This is a genomic window from Nonomuraea solani, from assembly GCF_900108335.1.
Lineage (GTDB): Bacteria > Actinomycetota > Actinomycetes > Streptosporangiales > Streptosporangiaceae > Nonomuraea > Nonomuraea solani.
Genome location: NZ_FNVT01000002.1, coordinates 36,003 through 51,948 on the forward strand (window position 1 = coordinate 36,003; position 15,946 = coordinate 51,948).

Below are 15,946 nucleotides of genomic sequence, written 5' to 3' on the forward strand. Positions count from 1 at the left end.
CGTCATTTAGGGTGATGGCGACACGACAGGAAGGGGTCGTCATGAGGGACGCAGTCGGGCGGGGCCGTGCGCTGGTGGTCGGGCTCGGGATCGCGGGCATCGCCACCGCGCTCCGGCTACGGCAGGTCGGCTGGGAGCCGGTGCTGGTGGAGCGGGCGGCCGCCCGGCGCTCGGGCGGATACTTCATCATGCTGTTCGGCGCCGGTGCCGCCTCCGCGCGCCGCCTGGGGGTGCTGGAGGCGATCGGCGACCGTACGCCGAAGCTCGTCCCGTACGAGGTGAACCGGGCCGGGCGCCAGAGCCTCGGCATGAGCCTGGCCAACCTGCCCGGCACGCCGCGGGTGGTGCTGCGCGGCGACATCGAGCGGGCGCTGTTCTCGGCGCTGCCGGACGATGTGGAGATCCGCTACTCCACCGTGCCCACCCGCATCGTCCAGGACGACTCCGGCGTGGAGGTGACACTGAACGGCACCGTCACCGAGCGCTTCGACCTGGTGGTGGGCGCCGACGGGATGCGCTCGACCGTACGCGAGCTGGCCTTCGGCCCCGGCGACCACCTGCACCCGCTCAACTACATGATCGGCGCCACCGTCCTGGACAAGCCGATCGAGGGCATCGGCCAGGGCCAGGGCCTGACCCTGGCCGAGCCGGGCCGCTCGGCCTGGATCTTCCCCTTCGCCGACCACGCCCCTGGCCTGCTGTTCTCCTACCGCACCAGCGACGTGGACGCCGAGTTCACCCGTCCGCCGATCGAGTCCATCCGCGCCGCGTTCGGCCCGCAGCCCACCGGGCCGCTCCTGGAGAAGCTGCTCACCGCGTTCGAGCAGGCCCCGGACTTCCTGTTCGACTCGGTGAACCAGGTCAAGATGCCGAACTGGCACCGCGGCCGGGTGGTCCTGGTCGGCGACGCCGCCTGGTGCGTGACCTTGTATGCGGGGATGGGCGCCTCCAGCGGCATGGCCGGCGGCGAGCTGCTGGGCACCATGCTGCAGCGTCACCCCGGCGACCTGCCCGGCGCGCTGCGGGCGTGGGAGGCCAGGATGCGGCCGTTCATCCAGACCGAGCAGGACAGCGCGCTGATCATGCGCAGGATCTTCGTCCCCCATGACCGCAAGGAGGTGTTCCTGCGCGGCGCGATGCTCCGTCTCATGCGCGCGCCGGTCATCGGTCAGGCGATGAGCAAGGTGATGAACGGCCAGGACATGAAGAACAAGGAGTTCGACGTCGCGGCCGTCGCTTAGGGGACGCGGCCGACGCCGCCCAGGATGCCGCCCTTGTCCAGGCCGGGGGCGATGAACGGGTCGTCGTTGCGCCAGTGCTGCACCGGCACGAGGCCGGGTTCGAGCAGTTCGAGCCCGTCGAAGTACGTGCGCACGATCTCGCGGTCGCGCGGGTGCAGCGCGCCGGAGGTCGTGCGCCGGTAGATGTCCTCGCTCTCGATCCTGCGGTCGACGGTGCTCTGGTCCTTCTCCACGTACGCGTGCGAGATGATCAGATGACTCCCCGGCGCCAGCGGCTCGCGCAGGGCCCGGACGATGGCGGCCACCTCGTCGTCGTCGGCGAAGAAGTGGAACAACGCGACGACCAGGACCGCCACGGGCCGGCTGAAGTCGAGGTGGGCGGCGGCGGCCTTCAGGATCGCCTTGGGGTCGTGCGCGTCGCCGTCGAGGATCACCGTGCCGGGGTTGTCGGCGAGCAGCGCACGCGCGTGGACCAGCACGATGGGGTCGTTGTCCGAGTAGACGACCTTGGCGTCGGGGATGATCCGGTGGGCGACCTGGTGCACGTTGTCCTGGGTGGGCAGACCGGTGCCGATGTCGAGGAACTGCCGCACGCCCGCCCTGGCCGCCGTCTCCACGGCGCGGACCAGGAAACCGCGGTTCGCCCGGGCCATCTCCCGTACGTCCGCGCCGCCCCGGCTGCTCAGTTCGAGAATCCTCTCGGCGACCTCGCGGTCGGCGGGGAAGTTGTCCTTCCCGCCCAGGAAGTAGTCGTACATGCGGGCGACGGTGGGGACGGTCGGGTCGATCTTCCCCTGAGGCCGCTCAGGCTCGGTCACGCTGCACCTTTCCTTGCTAATGACCGAATCTTATGGGGAATCAGCAGGTCTGTGATTAGAACAGCCCGATTACCGCCTCCCGCACATCTTTGGGGTGGATCGGTGACGACACTGTCACCCGGCTGGTCGAGTATCCAGTCAGGACAGGGCATATCGATCTAGAGGTCCAGCAGAGGGCTTCGTCTCGGTGTACGACACCAGGCGTGCTCCCACATCAGGGCCGACATCCCCCGATGGGGCCGCCTGCACCCATAAAGCAGGACTTATGACCATTGCTCCCATGTCGCTCGATGACATGACGGCCGAACAACTCCTCGCGGCCATGGCCGAGCCCGACATATCAGCTTCTGACAAGGTGTGCCTGCGCGAACAGCTCGTACGCATGCACGACCGGCTGGCCAAGGACATCGCCCAGCGCTACCGCAACCGCGGCGAGCCCCTGGAGGATTTGCGGCAGGCCGCTTACCTGGGCCTGGTCAAGGCCATCAACGGCTTCGATCCCGGTCTCGGCCACGAGTTCCGCGGCTACGCCACCGTCACCATGATCGGCGAAGTCAAACGGCACTTTCGCGACCGTACCTGGGCCATGCGCGTGCCCCGCGTCTACCAGGAGCGCCGCTCGGAGCTCAACCGGCTCACCGTCGACCTCACCCAGACCCTGCACCGCTCCCCCACGGTCGCCGAACTGGCCGACAAGATGAAGCTGTCGGAAGAGGAAGTGCTGGTCGCCCTGGACGCCGCCACCGCGTACAGCACGCTGTCGCTGGACGCGCCCGCCATCAGCGGCGACGACGAATCGGCCCGGCTGGGCGATCTCATCGCGGACCGCGAGGAACCGCTGAGCGTGCTGATCGACGCGCAGGCCGTCAAGCCGCTCATCGACGCCCTGCCGTGCCGGGAGAGGAACATCCTGTTGCTCCGCTTCTACGGCAACCTGACCCAGGCCGAGATCGCCGCCGAGTTCGGCATCTCGCAGATGCACGTCTCCCGCATCCTGCGCGCGGTGCTCACCCGGCTGCGCGAGAGCCTGGTCCGCCAGGCGTGACTCAGGGCAGGGCGGGGATGTCGGCCCGGTAGAGGCTGAGCAGCAGGCCGTAGGGCTCGGCGCCGGAGCCGCCGGTCTCGTGCGCGAACGCGTCGAGCCGGTCGGCCAGTGTACGGACCTCGTCGGGGGTGAGCCAGAGGTGCCGCAACCGGGTGTGTTCCGGACCTCCGGGACGGGCGGGCAGCATCTCCGCCAGGGCGGCGCGGAAGAGGAACTCGGCCCCCGCCTGGTCGTCCAGCTTGAAGGCCGTCCTGACCAGGGCGAAGCACTGCTCGGTGCCGCCGCGTACCTGACGGGTCTCGGTCAGGCGGATCAGGCCGGCCTCGCGGAGGACGCGTACGTGGTAGCCGATCGTGCCCTTGGTCGAGCCGAGCGCGGCCGTGAGCTCGCTCATGGTGGCGGGGCGCCGGCGCAGCACGTTGACCATGCGGTGGCGCAACGGGTGACCGAGGGCCTTGAAGTGCGCGGACGTGTGCAGCACCAGAGGCTCCTGCTCGTCTTCCATGGCCTAAGTGTCTAGAAATTTAGACGCTTTGACAAACCGCCGGAAGCCCCCGCAGACTGGCCTGCACAAAAGCGTCTAAAAACCTCGACACTTCCCAGAGGACCTCCCATGCCGCTCTCCACCGCTCGTGTCGCGACCTCCAGCCCCGAGCTCTACCTCAAGCAGGCCGACGCCGCCGGCCACGACCGCGCCACCATCGCCTTCGACCAGGGCACCTGCACGCTCATCGCCACCACCGACGAACTGCTCCTCATCGCCGCCGCGGCGGACGCGGCGGCCCTGACCGGCGTCCAGGACGCGGTCGCTCGGAAGCTCGCCACCGGCGTCGACTGGAGCACGCCGATCACCGGGGACGAGGTCCAGATCGTCGACCCGGCCATCGAGGACTACCTGCTCGCACACTCCACTCCGGCCGACGACCTGCTGCGCGAGCTGGCCGTCACGACGCGGGAGGCGACCGGCCGCGCCGCCGGGATGCAGGTGTCGGCCGACGAGGGCGCCCTGCTCAGCATGCTGGTCCGCCTGTCCGGCGCCCGCCGCGCCATCGAGGTCGGCGTGTTCACCGGCTACTCGTCCCTGTGCATCGCCCGCGCGCTGCCCGCCGATGGGCAACTGATCGCGTGTGACGTGAGCAGCGAATGGACGGCCATCGCCCGGCCCTTCTGGGAGCGCGCGGGCGTGGCGGACCGCGTCGACCTCCGGATCGGCCCCGCCCTCGACACTCTGCGCGCGCTGCCGGCGGAGCCCGCCTTCGACTTCGCCTTCATCGACGCGGACAAGGGCAACTACCCGGCCTATTACGAGGAGATCGTCCCGCGGCTCGTTCCCGGCGGGCTCCTGGTCCTCGACAACGTGTTCCAGGGCGGCAGGGTGCTCGACCCGGCCTTCCAGGAGGCGAACCACGTGGCGATGCGGCACGTGAACGAGGCGATCGTCCGGGACGACCGGCTCGACTGCGTGATGCTGCCCGTCCGTGACGGCGTCACCCTGGCCCGCAAGCGCTGAACCGTTTATCCCGTTGCGCGGTGAACGCCCTGTCTGTCAGCGTCTGGCTTGGTGGTGACGGGGCAGGTGGTGTGGGATGAGGTATACGGGGCTCGCGCTCGCGTTCGGGTCCTCGTGGTGCTTCGCGTTCTCCGGGCCGATGGCCAAATACCTCAACGCCGCCGGGCTGCGCTCCGCTGATCACTCTGGACCGAGGGCGAGAGATCCTCAGTGGGCCTGTTCATCGGCGTCTCCGTCCGAAGGCCACTCAGCTCGGTAAGTTCCTGAGAGTATCGTCGCCGTACCGGGCGCTGTCGCGCTCGAACAGCGCGAGCCACCGCTCGGTGGTCTTGCCGGCCTGGCGTTCGATCCCGGGTTCCGGCAGGGAGTCGGGCGGGGCGACGCCCAGGTGCCGCAGGCAGCCGGCGAGGCTGCGGGCGTAGTCGGTGAGCAGGTCCTCGTAGAAGACGACGTGCGGTACGGTGCCGCGCCGGTCGAAGTACTCCTCCCACGACCTCGACTCGCGGTCGAGCTGCTTCAGGTGGCGGAGCACTTCGGCGTAGTCGTAGCGGGGCTCGGCGAGCGCCCGGCCGGCCGGCGCGTAGGCCCCGTCCAGGAGCCAGAGGCCGGTCTGCTTGGCCATGACGAACGAGATGGCCTGCCGGATCCGGTCCCTGCGCCGCAACCAGATGTAGCGGGGTGACACGAGGAGCTCGTCCAGGTCGACTTCGAGCCCCAGCAGGTGCTGTCCGTGCACCTTGATGCCGAAAACCCCGTTCGGGCTGGTACGGCAGGTCATCAGGTGGCGTACGTAGTCTCGTACCAGGGTGGCCGGGTCTGCGGTGTCGAATCCCCAGCGCTCGAAGTAGTCCAGGGCGTGAGCGTCGGTGAGATAACCGTCGGCGAACCCGGCCCGGCCGGTGCGCCAGAGGGCGCGGACGAGCATGTTGCTGCCGGTACGCGGCGCGGCGGCCAGGACGTAGCGGACCGGAGGCAGGCCGGTGAACGCGGGGAAGTCGAATTCCCGGCGGTTCGTCCGGACGAAAGGCGCCACGTTCCATGCGTAACACCGCGACGCTGCGTGGGCTGTGTCGGCCATTACTGCCCCGGGGTCTCGATGAGATGGGTGGTGGGCGGTGGGTGGTGACGGGTGCGACGCGGTCGAGTCAGTCGCGGCGGGGTGGGGTGTGGCGGGCGGTGAAGGCGAGGGCGGCGGCGCGGGCCAGTTTGCGGCACGCTCGTTCGGTGTCCGGGTCGATGCCGAGCGCCCGTAAATGGTGCATGTGCAGAAATGACGCCATCACCGATGATCGCGTCAGGTAAGGGACGGTGGCGAGCCGGTCCATGTAGGCGGCCACGGCCCGGCGCCGGTCCTGCCACGCGGCGACGATCCGCGGCCCGCCCGGGAGGTCCCGCAGCGCCGCCCGGTCCTCCCCTGGGTCCGCCAGGCCGACCGTCTGGCGAACCGTCTGGCGCGCGACCGCCGGATCACCACCCGAAACGCGCCCGATTCCACCTTGCCCGGCCCCACGCTGCCCGGCCTCTCGGCGCTCGCCCTCGCGGTGATCGATGTGCCAGCGTGCCCCCGCTGCCGGGCCGCCCGCCATGGCGGCCGTGAGATCGACCAGGCTCGCGGCGGTGAGCGCGTGCGGGTGTACGCGGCGGTCCGCGGACAGGGTTGCCAGTTGAGCGAGTACCGCGACCGAGTCGGCCGCGAACACGGCCTCCGCGGCGGCCAGCACCTCCGCCGGCCCGTACCGCGCGGTCTCCGGATGGTAGGTGTCCAGGACCAGGTCACCGATGAGCCCGCGCCCCCGCAGACCAGAGGCCCACGCACCGACCCTGGCGGCGGCCGTACCGTAGTCGCCGTCGGCCAGGTGCAGGCGCAGCCGCAGGTGCGGGCGGGGGTCCGCATATCGTACGAACCACCACATCGGCGGATCGTCGTCCCAGCTCTCCAGCAGGTCGGCCAGGCACCCGGTGAGGATCGTGTCGACGACGGCCGGATGCCCGTACAGCTTGGCGGACAGCACCCGCGAACCCGGCAACACCGCGTGCTCGCGCCCGATCAGGGGCAGCGGTCCCGGCGCGGTCACGGCGGCGGGTGCGCGGACGGGCGGGCGGGTGGCGGTCAGCGGGACGACGATCTCATGCGCACGACCGCCGAACCAGCCATGGCCGACGCGCCCCGCCGCCTCCGACACGACCGCGGACCCGCCCGCCCCGTCCAGGTGGGCACGCAGGAGCGCCAGGCTCATGGGCTCGTCCAGATCCAGGCGCAACCGCAGGTCCGCCGTGCCCACGGACACATGCGCCGGTAGCCGCAGGTGGGCGCGCAGGTCCGTCATGGCCCGTACCCACTCCGGCCACGCGGCGTCCGGGCCGGGCAGGGTTCCGGTGGCGATGCGCCAGCGGGCGGGGGCGAGGACGCTGCGGCCGTACCGGATCCGTGGCAGGTACGGCAGGCAGACCGCCGCCCCCCACGAGAACGGCGCCACCATCGCCGCCCTGGCACGCGGCAGCTCGAACAGCAGGCGGGCGAGCGGCGGCATGGCCTGCCGCGCCACCGCGCTCGTCAGCGCCGGCTCCACCACCTGGCGGCGGGACGGCGACAGCAGGTACATCCGGTCGTTGTCCGCGGTCACCGCCAGCTCCCGCCAGCGAATCCGCCCGCCCGGACCGTCGCGGTGCTCGGCCAGGGTGATCAGCTCGGGCAGCAGGAGCGGGGTACGGCCGACCTCCTGGGCGCGCGGGTGCCGGGCCGGGAACGACAACTGCGCCGTCACAGCCCTCTCCACCCCGACCGGCAACCGGCCGTACAGGGCGGCCATCCGCCGCCGGTCACCATCCGGCAGCAGGTCGACGAACCGACCCGCCACACCACCCGCCGTACCGTTGACGGCAAGCTCCGCCAGGCTGAACGCACCGGCCGCCAGCGCCTCTGTGTCGGTCGCGCACACCTCGGCCACCAGCTCCATGTACGGTGCCGCCCGCGCCCCCTCCGAACCGTCCGCCGCCAGATCGTCGATCGCGGCGTCGTCCAGCACGATCTCCCGCGCACCGTCCAGGGCCGCCTGCTGCGCCATCACCAGCAGCCGCTGATCCCTGAGCGGCAGTGACGCGGGCGCGCCCTGCTGCCATGCCTGCCGCCGCGTCTCCCCGTAGTGCTCGGGAAACCCCAGCCCGGCCGTGCTGTCGATGAGCTGCTCGATCGGCACGACAGCGCCGTCGCCATACCGCTCCAGAAACCCGACATGGTACGCCCGCCAGGCCGGATGCCCGCCCGGGTGAGGCGTCAACCGCAACAGAGCCCCAGCCGCCGCTTCAACCTCGGCCGCCACCTCCACGGGCAGCCCCACGACACCTCCCAGCCGCAGATCCACCATCAACGGCTGAGCCACCTCAACGACCTGAGCGACACCACTCGACCGAGTGCCGCCGTCCGGGTGAGCGCCCCCGACCAACCCAGCGGCTCCAGCGGCTCCAGCGGCTCCGGCCGACTGGGCGACATCGGGCGATCCGGTGGCGCCGACCGGCTCAGAGGCATTGGCCGGCTGGGGGATGCCGGGTTGGAGTGCGGAGCGCATGCGGTCGCTGGCTGCTCGCCTGGCCTGTTGGGCGGGTTCGCCGGTCGTGCGGTCGGCCGCGCGTAGTGCCGCGTGGATCGCTCGCAGTTCGTCGGCCAGTGGGGCGATCTCGCCGGGTGTGGCGTCGGCCAGGTCCCGCAGCCGGTCGGACACGTGCGCGAGCCCGTCGATGCTGGTCGAGGGAGGGCGCAGGCTGGTGATCAGCACCCCGGACGCGACCAGTTCACCGACCATCGCCTCGATCGCCGGGACCGTGGCGCGAGGGAACGCGTCGGCGAGCGCGTCGATCAGGTCACCGGCCGGTACGGGCTCCTGGGCCAGGTCCATGACCGCCCGGACGACCAGGCCGTGCCGTACCGACACCTCCACCGGATCGCCCCTGGCCGGGTCGGCGGCGTGCGGTCGCCAGGGCGCCACCAGCCGTTCCCCACGTACGAACGCGAGATCGTTCACCACGACCGGCAGACGACGCAGCAGCGCCGGGCACGATTCCAGCCTGGCGATCATCGCGGCCAGCCACACGCCGTCCGCAGTCGTCCTCGTGACCGCCGTCCCAGGGTCCACCCCCGCGACCATCGCGCTGTCCATCCCAGGATTCGCCCCGGTGACCACCTCGGTGTCCGCCCCAGGATTCGCCCCCGCGACCTCGGTGTCCGCCCCAGGATTCGCTCCTGTGGCTCTCTCGGTGTCGGACCCAAGGTTCGTTCCTGTGATCGCCTCGGTGTCCGGACCTGTGAGCGCCTCTGTAGTCGCCCTGGTGTCAGGACCCGCGGCCACCCCTGTGTGCCCGCCGCCGGTCCGGTGCCCCGGTTCGGTGGTGAAGCGGAGTGGGGCGACCCCCGCGAACGTGCCGAAAGGGGTCGCGCGGCCGCGCATCCGTACGAGGTATCGGGCCAGGGACAGCGCCATGCGCCAGAGGCGGGCCGGGCTGAGGCGGCGCCCCGCGCGCACCGCCTCCACCCGTGCGGCCAGCACCGGGCTGGCCATGGAGACGGCCGACGCCACCGACTGGTTCGCCCAGACCTGGACGATCCACTCCCTCCACTCGTCGGCATCCCCGTCCAGGCCGGGCCACGGCGGGAGGTCTGTTTCGCCGGCATACGTGGTGGCGCGGATCAGTGCCGCGTCAAGGTGCCGGTACGGCTGCGCACTCACCCCGAGCCCTCCCACGTCGGGCCGCCAACAAGAGCGTCGCCCCGAGTGTCGCACGCGGTCGGCCCCTACGCCCGGGCCAGAAAGGGGTATGAGGATTTACTCAGGGCGGGCGCGTGGTTCGGTATTGGGGTTCATGTCCGGACCGTCGCATAGTGAGGGCCATGTACCGATCTCTGCGCGTGGCCGTCATCGGCGACCGTGACCCGGCCTTTCCCCCGCACCCGGCCACCGACGACGCGCTGCGGCACGCCGCCGCCTACCTCGGTGTCGAGGTGGACGTGCGCTGGCTGGCCACCGAGCCGCTCGAATCCGATCTGAACGGTGTCAGGGCCGCCGACGTGCTGTGGTGCGCGCCCGGCAGCCCGTACCGCAGCCTGCTCGGCGCCCTGACCGCACTTCGGTACGGCCGCGAGCAGGGTGTCCCCGCCCTGGGAACGTGCGGCGGCTGCCAGCACATGATCATCGAGTACGCCCGTAACGTGCTCGGCTACGAGGACGCCCAGCACGCCGAGTACGACCCCTACGCCTCGTCCCTGTTCGTGTCGGAGCTGACCTGTTCGCTGGCCGGCAAGACCATGCCCGTCACCCTGGTCCCCGGCTCCCGGGCGGCCACGCTCTACGGGCGGACCGAGACCGAGGAGGAGTACTACTGCAATTTCGGCCTCGACCCCCGACGTCAGGACCTCCTGCACGAAGGCGGTTTCCTGGTCACCGGCGTGGACGGTGACGGCGAGGCGCGGGTGCTGGAGATTCCCGGCCATCCGTACTACGTGGCCACGCTGTTCGTGCCGCAGGCCCGCTCACGTCCCGAGACGCCGCATCCGCTGGTCGTCGGGCTGTTGCGGGCGGCGCTGTGACGTTCACGCAGTTGCGGATTCTGCGGGCCGTCGCGCGGGCCGGCAACATGACCAGGGCCGCCGAGGAGCTGGGCACGACGCAGTCCGCCGTCAGCCATGCGCTGCGGGCGCTGGAGAGCGAGTTCGGGGTGGCGCTGCTCGTACGGGGCAACCACGGGGTCGGCTTGACGGCGGTGGGGCGGGCCGTGTGCCGGCGCGTCACGCTCATCCTCACGCAGGTGGAGGCGCTTGAGCAGGAGGTGGCCGCGGCCCGGGGGCAGGAGGGCGGCAGCCTGCGCATCGGCGTCATTCCCAGCGCCAACGCCCGGCTGCTGCCCCCGATCCTGCGCCGGTTCGGGGATGCGCATCCAAGGGTGCGGCTCACGGTGATGGAAGGGTCGGATGAGGAGGTGCTGGAGTGGCTCGGCACGGGGGCGGCGGACCTCGCCACAGTCTCGGCCGGCATGGTGGGCGGCGTGGTGGGTGGCGTGGTGGGTGGCGTGGTGGGTGGTGTCGTGGGCGGGGTGTCGGGCGCCATCGCGAGCGGCCTCTCGAATGGTGTGACGGGTCACATCGCGGCCGGCGGGTCGAGCGCGGGTGGGCTGGTGGTGCGATCCCTGGCCACGGACCGCATGCTGGCCATCCTCCCCAGCGGCCACGACCTGGGCGTCCGTCACTCGGTGCCGGTGGACGAGCTGGCCCGGCACCCGTTCATCATGTCCACCGGCGGCTGCGAACCGCTGATCACGGCGCTCGCCCGGGCGGCGGGGGTGAGCCTGACGTGTCACTACCGCGTACGTGACACCAACAGCATCCTCGCCATGGTGTCCGAGAGCCTCGGCGTGAGCATCGTCCCGGAGCTGTCGCTGCCCGTCCACCACCCAGGCGTGCACGCGATCCCCCTGGACCCCGCCACCGAACGCACCATCCTCCTCGCCATGCCCGCGGACCCTCTGCCCACGGCCACCGCCTTCGCCGACCTGGCCATCGGGCACTCGGCGTCCGGCTGAGCGTCAAGCGGGCTTGCCCGGCACCAGAAGCAGGGCCCCCGGGGTGCCGGCGCCGCGCAGCAGGGTGTCGACCACGACGTCGGCGGCCTGGGCGGCGCTCAGGCCGGGCAGGTCCTCGGCGGCGTGCACCATCAGCGGCGGCAGCACGGCGGCCACCCAGCCGGGCGGCAGGTCGGAGCGGAACAGGCCCTCGTCGGTGGCGCGCCGTACGAACGTGTCGACCTCGTCGATCAGCCGGCGGCGGCGTTCTTGCAGCGTCACCTCGCGGAGCATGCGGCTCGTCTCCACGGGCCAGGCGCGGTTGACGGCGACGATGCCCTCGACGTACCGGTGCAGCGCCACCGCGACCGGCGCCTCGCGCAGCCGGGCGGCCTCGATGGCCGCCTCGACCGCGTCGTAGCGCGCCCCGTAGACGGCGGCCATGAGGTCTTCGCGGGAGGCGAAGCGGCGGTAGACCGTGCGGCGGTCCACTCCGGCCGCGGCGGCGATGGCGGCGATGGTCGCCGAGGGGTCGTCGGCGAGCATGCGGGCTCCCATGCTCAGTACGCGTTCCAGGTTGCGTGCCGCGTCTGCTCTCACCGGCTCAAGATACACACGCGAGGGACTGTTGCCACGTCAAGCGCTACTCCCGCGAGGCGACGACGTCACGTCCCGCCCAGTTGAGCGTCACCTTCCCGTCTGGACGGAAGTCCAGCTCCACTTCACCTTTCATCCTGGCGAAGTACCGCGTCTCGGACATCGGGCGCAGTTCGGTTCTGGCCAGGCCGTGGACCTCGACCATGAGCCGGTCGCCGTCCCGGGTGACGTCCATGATGGAGGTACGTCCCGCGTACCGCATCGTGTAGCGGCCGGTGTGCCGATCGAAGACGGCGGGATCGACGGTGACGAAGACCCGGCCACCAGGCAGTTCGTACGGCTCGCCGCGGGCGATCGCCGTCAGGCCGCGTTCGATGTCGGAGAAGGCGGCGTTCTCGACGTTCGCCAGCACGGTCACGAAGAGGTCGTCGCTCTCGTAGCCGGCCGAGATACTGACGAAGCCGATCGTCCCGCCGGAGCTCTCGACCCGGCCGGGGCTCACCGCGCACCCGTACCCGTACGCCGTGCCGTCGCTCTCGACGTGCGGCCGGACGAGCTCGGCGAGCGAGCCGGAACGCAGCAGCCGGTGACGGCCACGATCACAGCGGTACAGGTCCTCGACCGTGGAGTGGAGCGCGCCCGCGGCGTCCTGGTTGGAGTTGTCGAGGTGCGGAGTGGGGGTGACCTGGCCGTCGGCGGACATGTAGCCGCTTGCCCGGCCCTTGACGAGCTCCCGGCCGTCGTCCAGGCCGGTGTGGTGCATGGCGAGCGGGGCGAAGAGGTGCCGATGCAGGTACTGGTCGTAGGTCAGGCCGGACACCCGCTCGATCACCTCCCCCAGCAGCACCCAGCCGGAGTTGCTGTAGCTCATGCGCTCGCCGGGCTCGAACAGCGGCGTCAGGTGCTTGAAGTCGTCGATGAGCTGCCGCCGGGTGCGCGGCGCGCCCATGACGCGGGTGAAGCCCTCCGTGGTGACGTAGTCGGGGATGCCGGAGGTGTTGGTGAGCAGGTGATGCAGGGTGACCCGGTCGCCGCGCGGGAAGCCGGGCAGGTGCCGCCCGATCGGATCGTGCACGCCCAGGCCGCCCCGCTCCTGGAGTTGCAGGATCGCGATCGCGGTGAACAGCTTGGTCTGCGAGCCGATGCGGAACGCCGTGGCGGGCGTGTTGGGCACGTCGTGCTCGTGGCTGGCGAGCCCGTACCCCTTCGTGAAGAGAACGCGATCGCCGCGCGCGACCAGCACCGCGCCGCTGAACCTGCCAAGCCGTGTGTACGCGCCGACCAGCGCGTGCATTCGCCGCCGTAAGAGCATCATGGTTACTCCAGTTTGACCATTCCAATTTGAGCATAGAATACAGTCAAGTTTGACCATCCAGCGGAGGTGTCACGTGTCGTCCACCCGACTGCTCGTCCTGGGGCTGCTCAACGAGGGCCCCCGGCACGGCTACGAGATCAACCAACTGGTCACCGCCGGAGCGCTGGAGCAGTGGACCGACGTGAAACCCGGCTCGATCTACCACGCCCTGGCGAAGCTGGAGACCGAAGGGCTGGCGCGGACCCACGCGGAGGAGCGCACCGGCGACCGGCTGCGGCGCGTCTACGCCATCACCGACGAGGGCCGCCGCACGCTGCGCGACCTGCTGCGCAAGGCGCTGGCCGGGCCGCCCCACTCCACCCGCTCCGACTTCGCCCTCGCGCTGCGCTGGCACACCCTGCTGGAGGACGAGGTGCACGACCTGATCGCCGCCTCGGCCCGGGAGCTGGCGGCCAGGCGCTCGGCCCTGGCCGCCGGACGCGAGGCGAAAGCGGGCCTGTCGCCGCTGGCCGACGCCCTGTTCGACAACGCCGAAGCCCACCTGGCGGCCGACGCCAAACTCCTCGACGACCTCCAGAGGCTGATAGAAGTGCTACATTGATGAGACATTTATGGAAGGAACCGTCATGATTTGGCTCATCACCGGCGCGTCACGCGGCTTCGGACGCCACCTCACCGAAGCCGTGCTCGAAGCGGGCGACCAGGTCGTCGCCACCGCCCGTGACCCCAAGCAGCTCGACGACCTGGTGGCCCGCCACGGCGACCGGATCCGGGCGGTCGCGCTCGACGTCACCGACGCCGCCGCGGCGACGAGGGCGGTCGAGGCGGCCACCGGCACGTTCGGCGGCCTCGACGTGGTCGTCAACAACGCCGGCTACGGCAACAGCGCCCCGATCGAGGAGATGGCCGAGGACGACTTCCGCGCCCAGATCGAGACGAACCTGTTCGGCGTCGTGAACGTCACCCGGGCGGCCCTGCCCATCCTGCGCGCCCAGCGGTCGGGGGTCTTCGTGCAGTTCTCCTCCATCGGCGGACGCGTCGGCGGCACCCCCGGGATGGGCGCCTACCAGAGCGCGAAGTTCGCCGTCGAAGGCTTCTCCGAAGTGCTGGCCGGCGAGGTCGCGCCGTTCGGGGTCAAGGTCGTCATCGTCGAGCCGGGCGCGTTCCGTACCGACTGGCAGGGCTCCTCCATGCAGATCCACCCCGTCGGCCCCGACTACGAGCAGACCGTGGGCGCCATCCACCGCTATCGGCGCGAAACCGACGGCACCCAGCCCGGCGATCCCGCCCGCGCCGCGAAGATCATCATTGACGTCGTCCGCGACGACGACCCGCCCCGGCGGCTCCTCCTCGGCAGCGACGCCGTCGCCTCCGCCCAGAAGGCCGCGGAGATCCGCGCCGCCGAGACCGAGAAGTGGGCGGCCGTGAGCCGGTCAGCCGACTACGAACGCTAAAATTCACCAAATGCAAGGGATTGTCACGGCGGTCAGCAGCAACGGCGAATACTCCTTCACCAAGCCGAACCGGGAGAGCATCACCCTGCTCGCCGGGCTCGGAGTGGAGGGCGACGTGCACGCGGGCGTCACCGTCAAGCACCGCTCCCGGGTCGCGCAGGACCCCACCCAGCCGAACCTGCGTCAGGTGCACCTCATCCACGAGGAGCTCTTCGCGGAGGTGGGCGAGGCGGGCTTCACGGTCGAGCCGGGGCAGCTCGGCGAGAACATCACGACCAAGGGCCTCGATCTGCTCGGCCTGCCGGTCGGCACGCTGCTGCGCGTCGGCGGCGAGGCCGTCGTGGAGCTGACCGGGCTGCGCAACCCCTGCCTGCAGATCGACCGTTTCCAGAACGGGCTGCTCAAGCAGGTCGTCGGCCGCGACGAGGCCGGAAACGTGCTGCGCAAGGCCGGCGTCATGAGCGTCGTCAGGACGGGCGGCGTCGTACGTCCCGGCGACCTGATCGAGGTGGAGCTGCCGGCCGAGCCCCATCGCCCTCTCGACCGGGTCTGAAAAAAACGACTACTGCTTCGTCTTCGAGCTCCGGGACAACCTGATCCACCGGGTACGCGAATACGCGGGCACCGCATGATCGTCGGAGACGTGTGCGAGATCCTGGCAAAGTCGCTCGCGACATCGTTCCTTTGATGCCACCGCAGGGAGCCGATCAGTAGACGGAGCAGCCGACCCGGAGCGGGACCTTGGCCGACCAGCGGCCGGAGGCGACGTCCAGGGCGCGGGCGTAGGCGTTGGCGGGCTTCCCCTTGGCCCTGCAGTCGAACTTGCCGGTCCGCTTGCCCCAGCTACCCCCGGACCAGCCGCTCTGCGGAATGGCCTTGACCGTGCCGCTCCAGTACAGCCGGCCGGTGTCGTAGTAGATGAAGACCTTCACCTCGCCGAAGTTGTAGTGGGAGCCGCTCAGCTTCAGCCGCGGGATGTCGTCGACGGAGGTCGTGGTGGCGGTGCCGTCGCCGTTGTCGGTCGGCCCGCTCCGGTAGGTGTTGATCCACAACCTGGCCTGGATCTGGCGGCTCTCGGCCTGAACGTTGTCACCGCGCGCCTCCTCGCGGCTCTTCCCCGTGACACAGACGTCGTCGCCGGGGAACGCCTCCCGCCACACCAGGCCGGTCCTGCAGGTGTGCGGGCCGTACTCGCCGGACACCCAGTTGGCCTGCTTCTGCCGGTTCTCGATGGTCGTGCGGTCGCGTACGCCCGGCGTGACGCAGACGTGGTCACTGGGCCGGGCCTCCCGCCACACGTAGCCGTTCCGGCATGTGTCGGGGGGCGGCGCGGCCGAGGCGGGGGCCGGGGCGATCGCGATGGTGAGACCGGCGATGGCCGGTAAGGCCAGACGCTTCATGAAGCGCTCCTAGCTTGTAG

Annotated in this window: 15 protein-coding genes; 8 read left to right on the forward strand and 7 right to left on the reverse strand. The window is 70.8% G+C overall.

All coding sequences use genetic code 11. The features are described 5' to 3' along the window. The first annotated feature begins 41 nt into the window (after positions 1 to 41). A complete protein-coding gene (locus tag C4V41_RS05965) occupies positions 42 to 1,241 on the forward strand; it encodes an FAD-dependent monooxygenase (protein WP_103954785.1) in 1,200 nt (399 codons plus the stop codon). On the opposite strand, the gene C4V41_RS05970 is transcribed toward C4V41_RS05965, so the two are convergent. After that, complete coding sequence (locus tag C4V41_RS05970) at positions 1,238 to 2,059, reverse strand: SAM-dependent methyltransferase (protein ID WP_235029936.1); 822 nt, start codon at positions 2,057 to 2,059, stop codon at positions 1,238 to 1,240. The two genes, C4V41_RS05965 and C4V41_RS05970, sit on opposite strands and share 4 nt — an antisense overlap. Before the next feature lie 280 nt (positions 2,060 to 2,339). On the opposite strand from C4V41_RS05970, the gene C4V41_RS05975 reads away from it, so the two are divergent. Beyond that, positions 2,340 to 3,104, forward strand: a complete 765-nt coding sequence (locus tag C4V41_RS05975; protein ID WP_235029937.1) for a SigB/SigF/SigG family RNA polymerase sigma factor — start codon at positions 2,340 to 2,342, stop codon at positions 3,102 to 3,104. A 1-nt stretch (position 3,105) separates the two neighbouring features. Here C4V41_RS05975 and C4V41_RS05980 read toward each other — a convergent pair whose 3' ends face one another. Further along, on the reverse strand, positions 3,106 to 3,609 hold the full coding sequence (locus tag C4V41_RS05980) for an ArsR/SmtB family transcription factor (RefSeq protein WP_103954787.1): 504 nt from the start codon (positions 3,607 to 3,609) through the stop codon (positions 3,106 to 3,108). A gap of 108 nt (positions 3,610 to 3,717) precedes the next feature. On the opposite strand from C4V41_RS05980, the gene C4V41_RS05985 reads away from it, so the two are divergent. Beyond that, entirely contained in the window at positions 3,718 to 4,614 is an 897-nt protein-coding gene (locus C4V41_RS05985) for a class I SAM-dependent methyltransferase (protein WP_103954788.1), read from the forward strand. A gap of 247 nt (positions 4,615 to 4,861) precedes the next feature. Here C4V41_RS05985 and C4V41_RS05995 read toward each other — a convergent pair whose 3' ends face one another. Further along, positions 4,862 to 5,647: a Stf0 family sulfotransferase gene (locus C4V41_RS05995; protein WP_160150182.1), complete on the reverse strand. Its 786-nt coding sequence runs from the start codon at positions 5,645 to 5,647 to the stop codon at positions 4,862 to 4,864. Between the two features lie 112 nt (positions 5,648 to 5,759). Next, positions 5,760 to 9,335: a lantibiotic dehydratase gene (locus tag C4V41_RS06000; RefSeq protein WP_103954791.1), complete on the reverse strand. Its 3,576-nt coding sequence runs from the start codon at positions 9,333 to 9,335 to the stop codon at positions 5,760 to 5,762. Between the two features lie 161 nt (positions 9,336 to 9,496). Here C4V41_RS06000 and C4V41_RS06005 point away from each other — a divergent pair, with 161 nt between their 5' ends. Then, a complete protein-coding gene (locus C4V41_RS06005) occupies positions 9,497 to 10,192 on the forward strand; it encodes a CTP synthase C-terminal region-related (seleno)protein (protein ID WP_103954792.1) in 696 nt (231 codons plus the stop codon). After that, a complete protein-coding gene (locus C4V41_RS06010; RefSeq protein WP_103954793.1) occupies positions 10,189 to 11,181 on the forward strand; it encodes a LysR family transcriptional regulator in 993 nt (330 codons plus the stop codon). The genes C4V41_RS06005 and C4V41_RS06010 overlap by 4 nt, the downstream gene beginning before the upstream one ends. A 3-nt stretch (positions 11,182 to 11,184) precedes the next feature. On the opposite strand, the gene C4V41_RS06015 is transcribed toward C4V41_RS06010, so the two are convergent. Both C4V41_RS06015 and C4V41_RS06020 read right to left on the reverse strand, forming a co-directional pair. Continuing rightward, on the reverse strand, positions 11,185 to 11,760 hold the full coding sequence (locus C4V41_RS06015; protein ID WP_103954794.1) for a TetR/AcrR family transcriptional regulator: 576 nt from the start codon (positions 11,758 to 11,760) through the stop codon (positions 11,185 to 11,187). A 43-nt stretch (positions 11,761 to 11,803) separates the two neighbouring features. Then, positions 11,804 to 13,072: a serine hydrolase domain-containing protein gene (locus tag C4V41_RS06020; protein WP_160150183.1), complete on the reverse strand. Its 1,269-nt coding sequence runs from the start codon at positions 13,070 to 13,072 to the stop codon at positions 11,804 to 11,806. A gap of 73 nt (positions 13,073 to 13,145) precedes the next feature. On the opposite strand from C4V41_RS06020, the gene C4V41_RS06025 reads away from it, so the two are divergent. Genes C4V41_RS06025 through C4V41_RS06035 form a run of 3 tightly spaced genes read left to right on the forward strand, consistent with a single transcriptional unit; the run spans position 13,146 to position 15,079 of the window. After that, positions 13,146 to 13,673, forward strand: coding sequence for a PadR family transcriptional regulator (locus tag C4V41_RS06025; protein WP_160150184.1), 528 nt, complete (start codon positions 13,146 to 13,148; stop codon positions 13,671 to 13,673). Between the two features lie 25 nt (positions 13,674 to 13,698). Further along, positions 13,699 to 14,526, forward strand: a complete 828-nt coding sequence (locus tag C4V41_RS06030; protein ID WP_200823787.1) for an oxidoreductase — start codon at positions 13,699 to 13,701, stop codon at positions 14,524 to 14,526. Positions 14,527 to 14,536: 10 nt separating this feature from the next. Beyond that, positions 14,537 to 15,079 (forward strand): MOSC domain-containing protein, encoded by a 543-nt coding sequence (locus C4V41_RS06035; protein ID WP_103954798.1) that lies wholly within the window; start codon positions 14,537 to 14,539, stop codon positions 15,077 to 15,079. Between the two features lie 154 nt (positions 15,080 to 15,233). On the opposite strand, the gene C4V41_RS06040 is transcribed toward C4V41_RS06035, so the two are convergent. Then, positions 15,234 to 15,926 carry a hypothetical protein gene (locus C4V41_RS06040; RefSeq protein WP_103954799.1) on the reverse strand — a complete coding sequence of 231 codons (693 nt, stop codon included), beginning with the start codon at positions 15,924 to 15,926 and terminating at the stop codon, positions 15,234 to 15,236. Between the last annotated feature and the right edge of the window lie 20 nt (positions 15,927 to 15,946).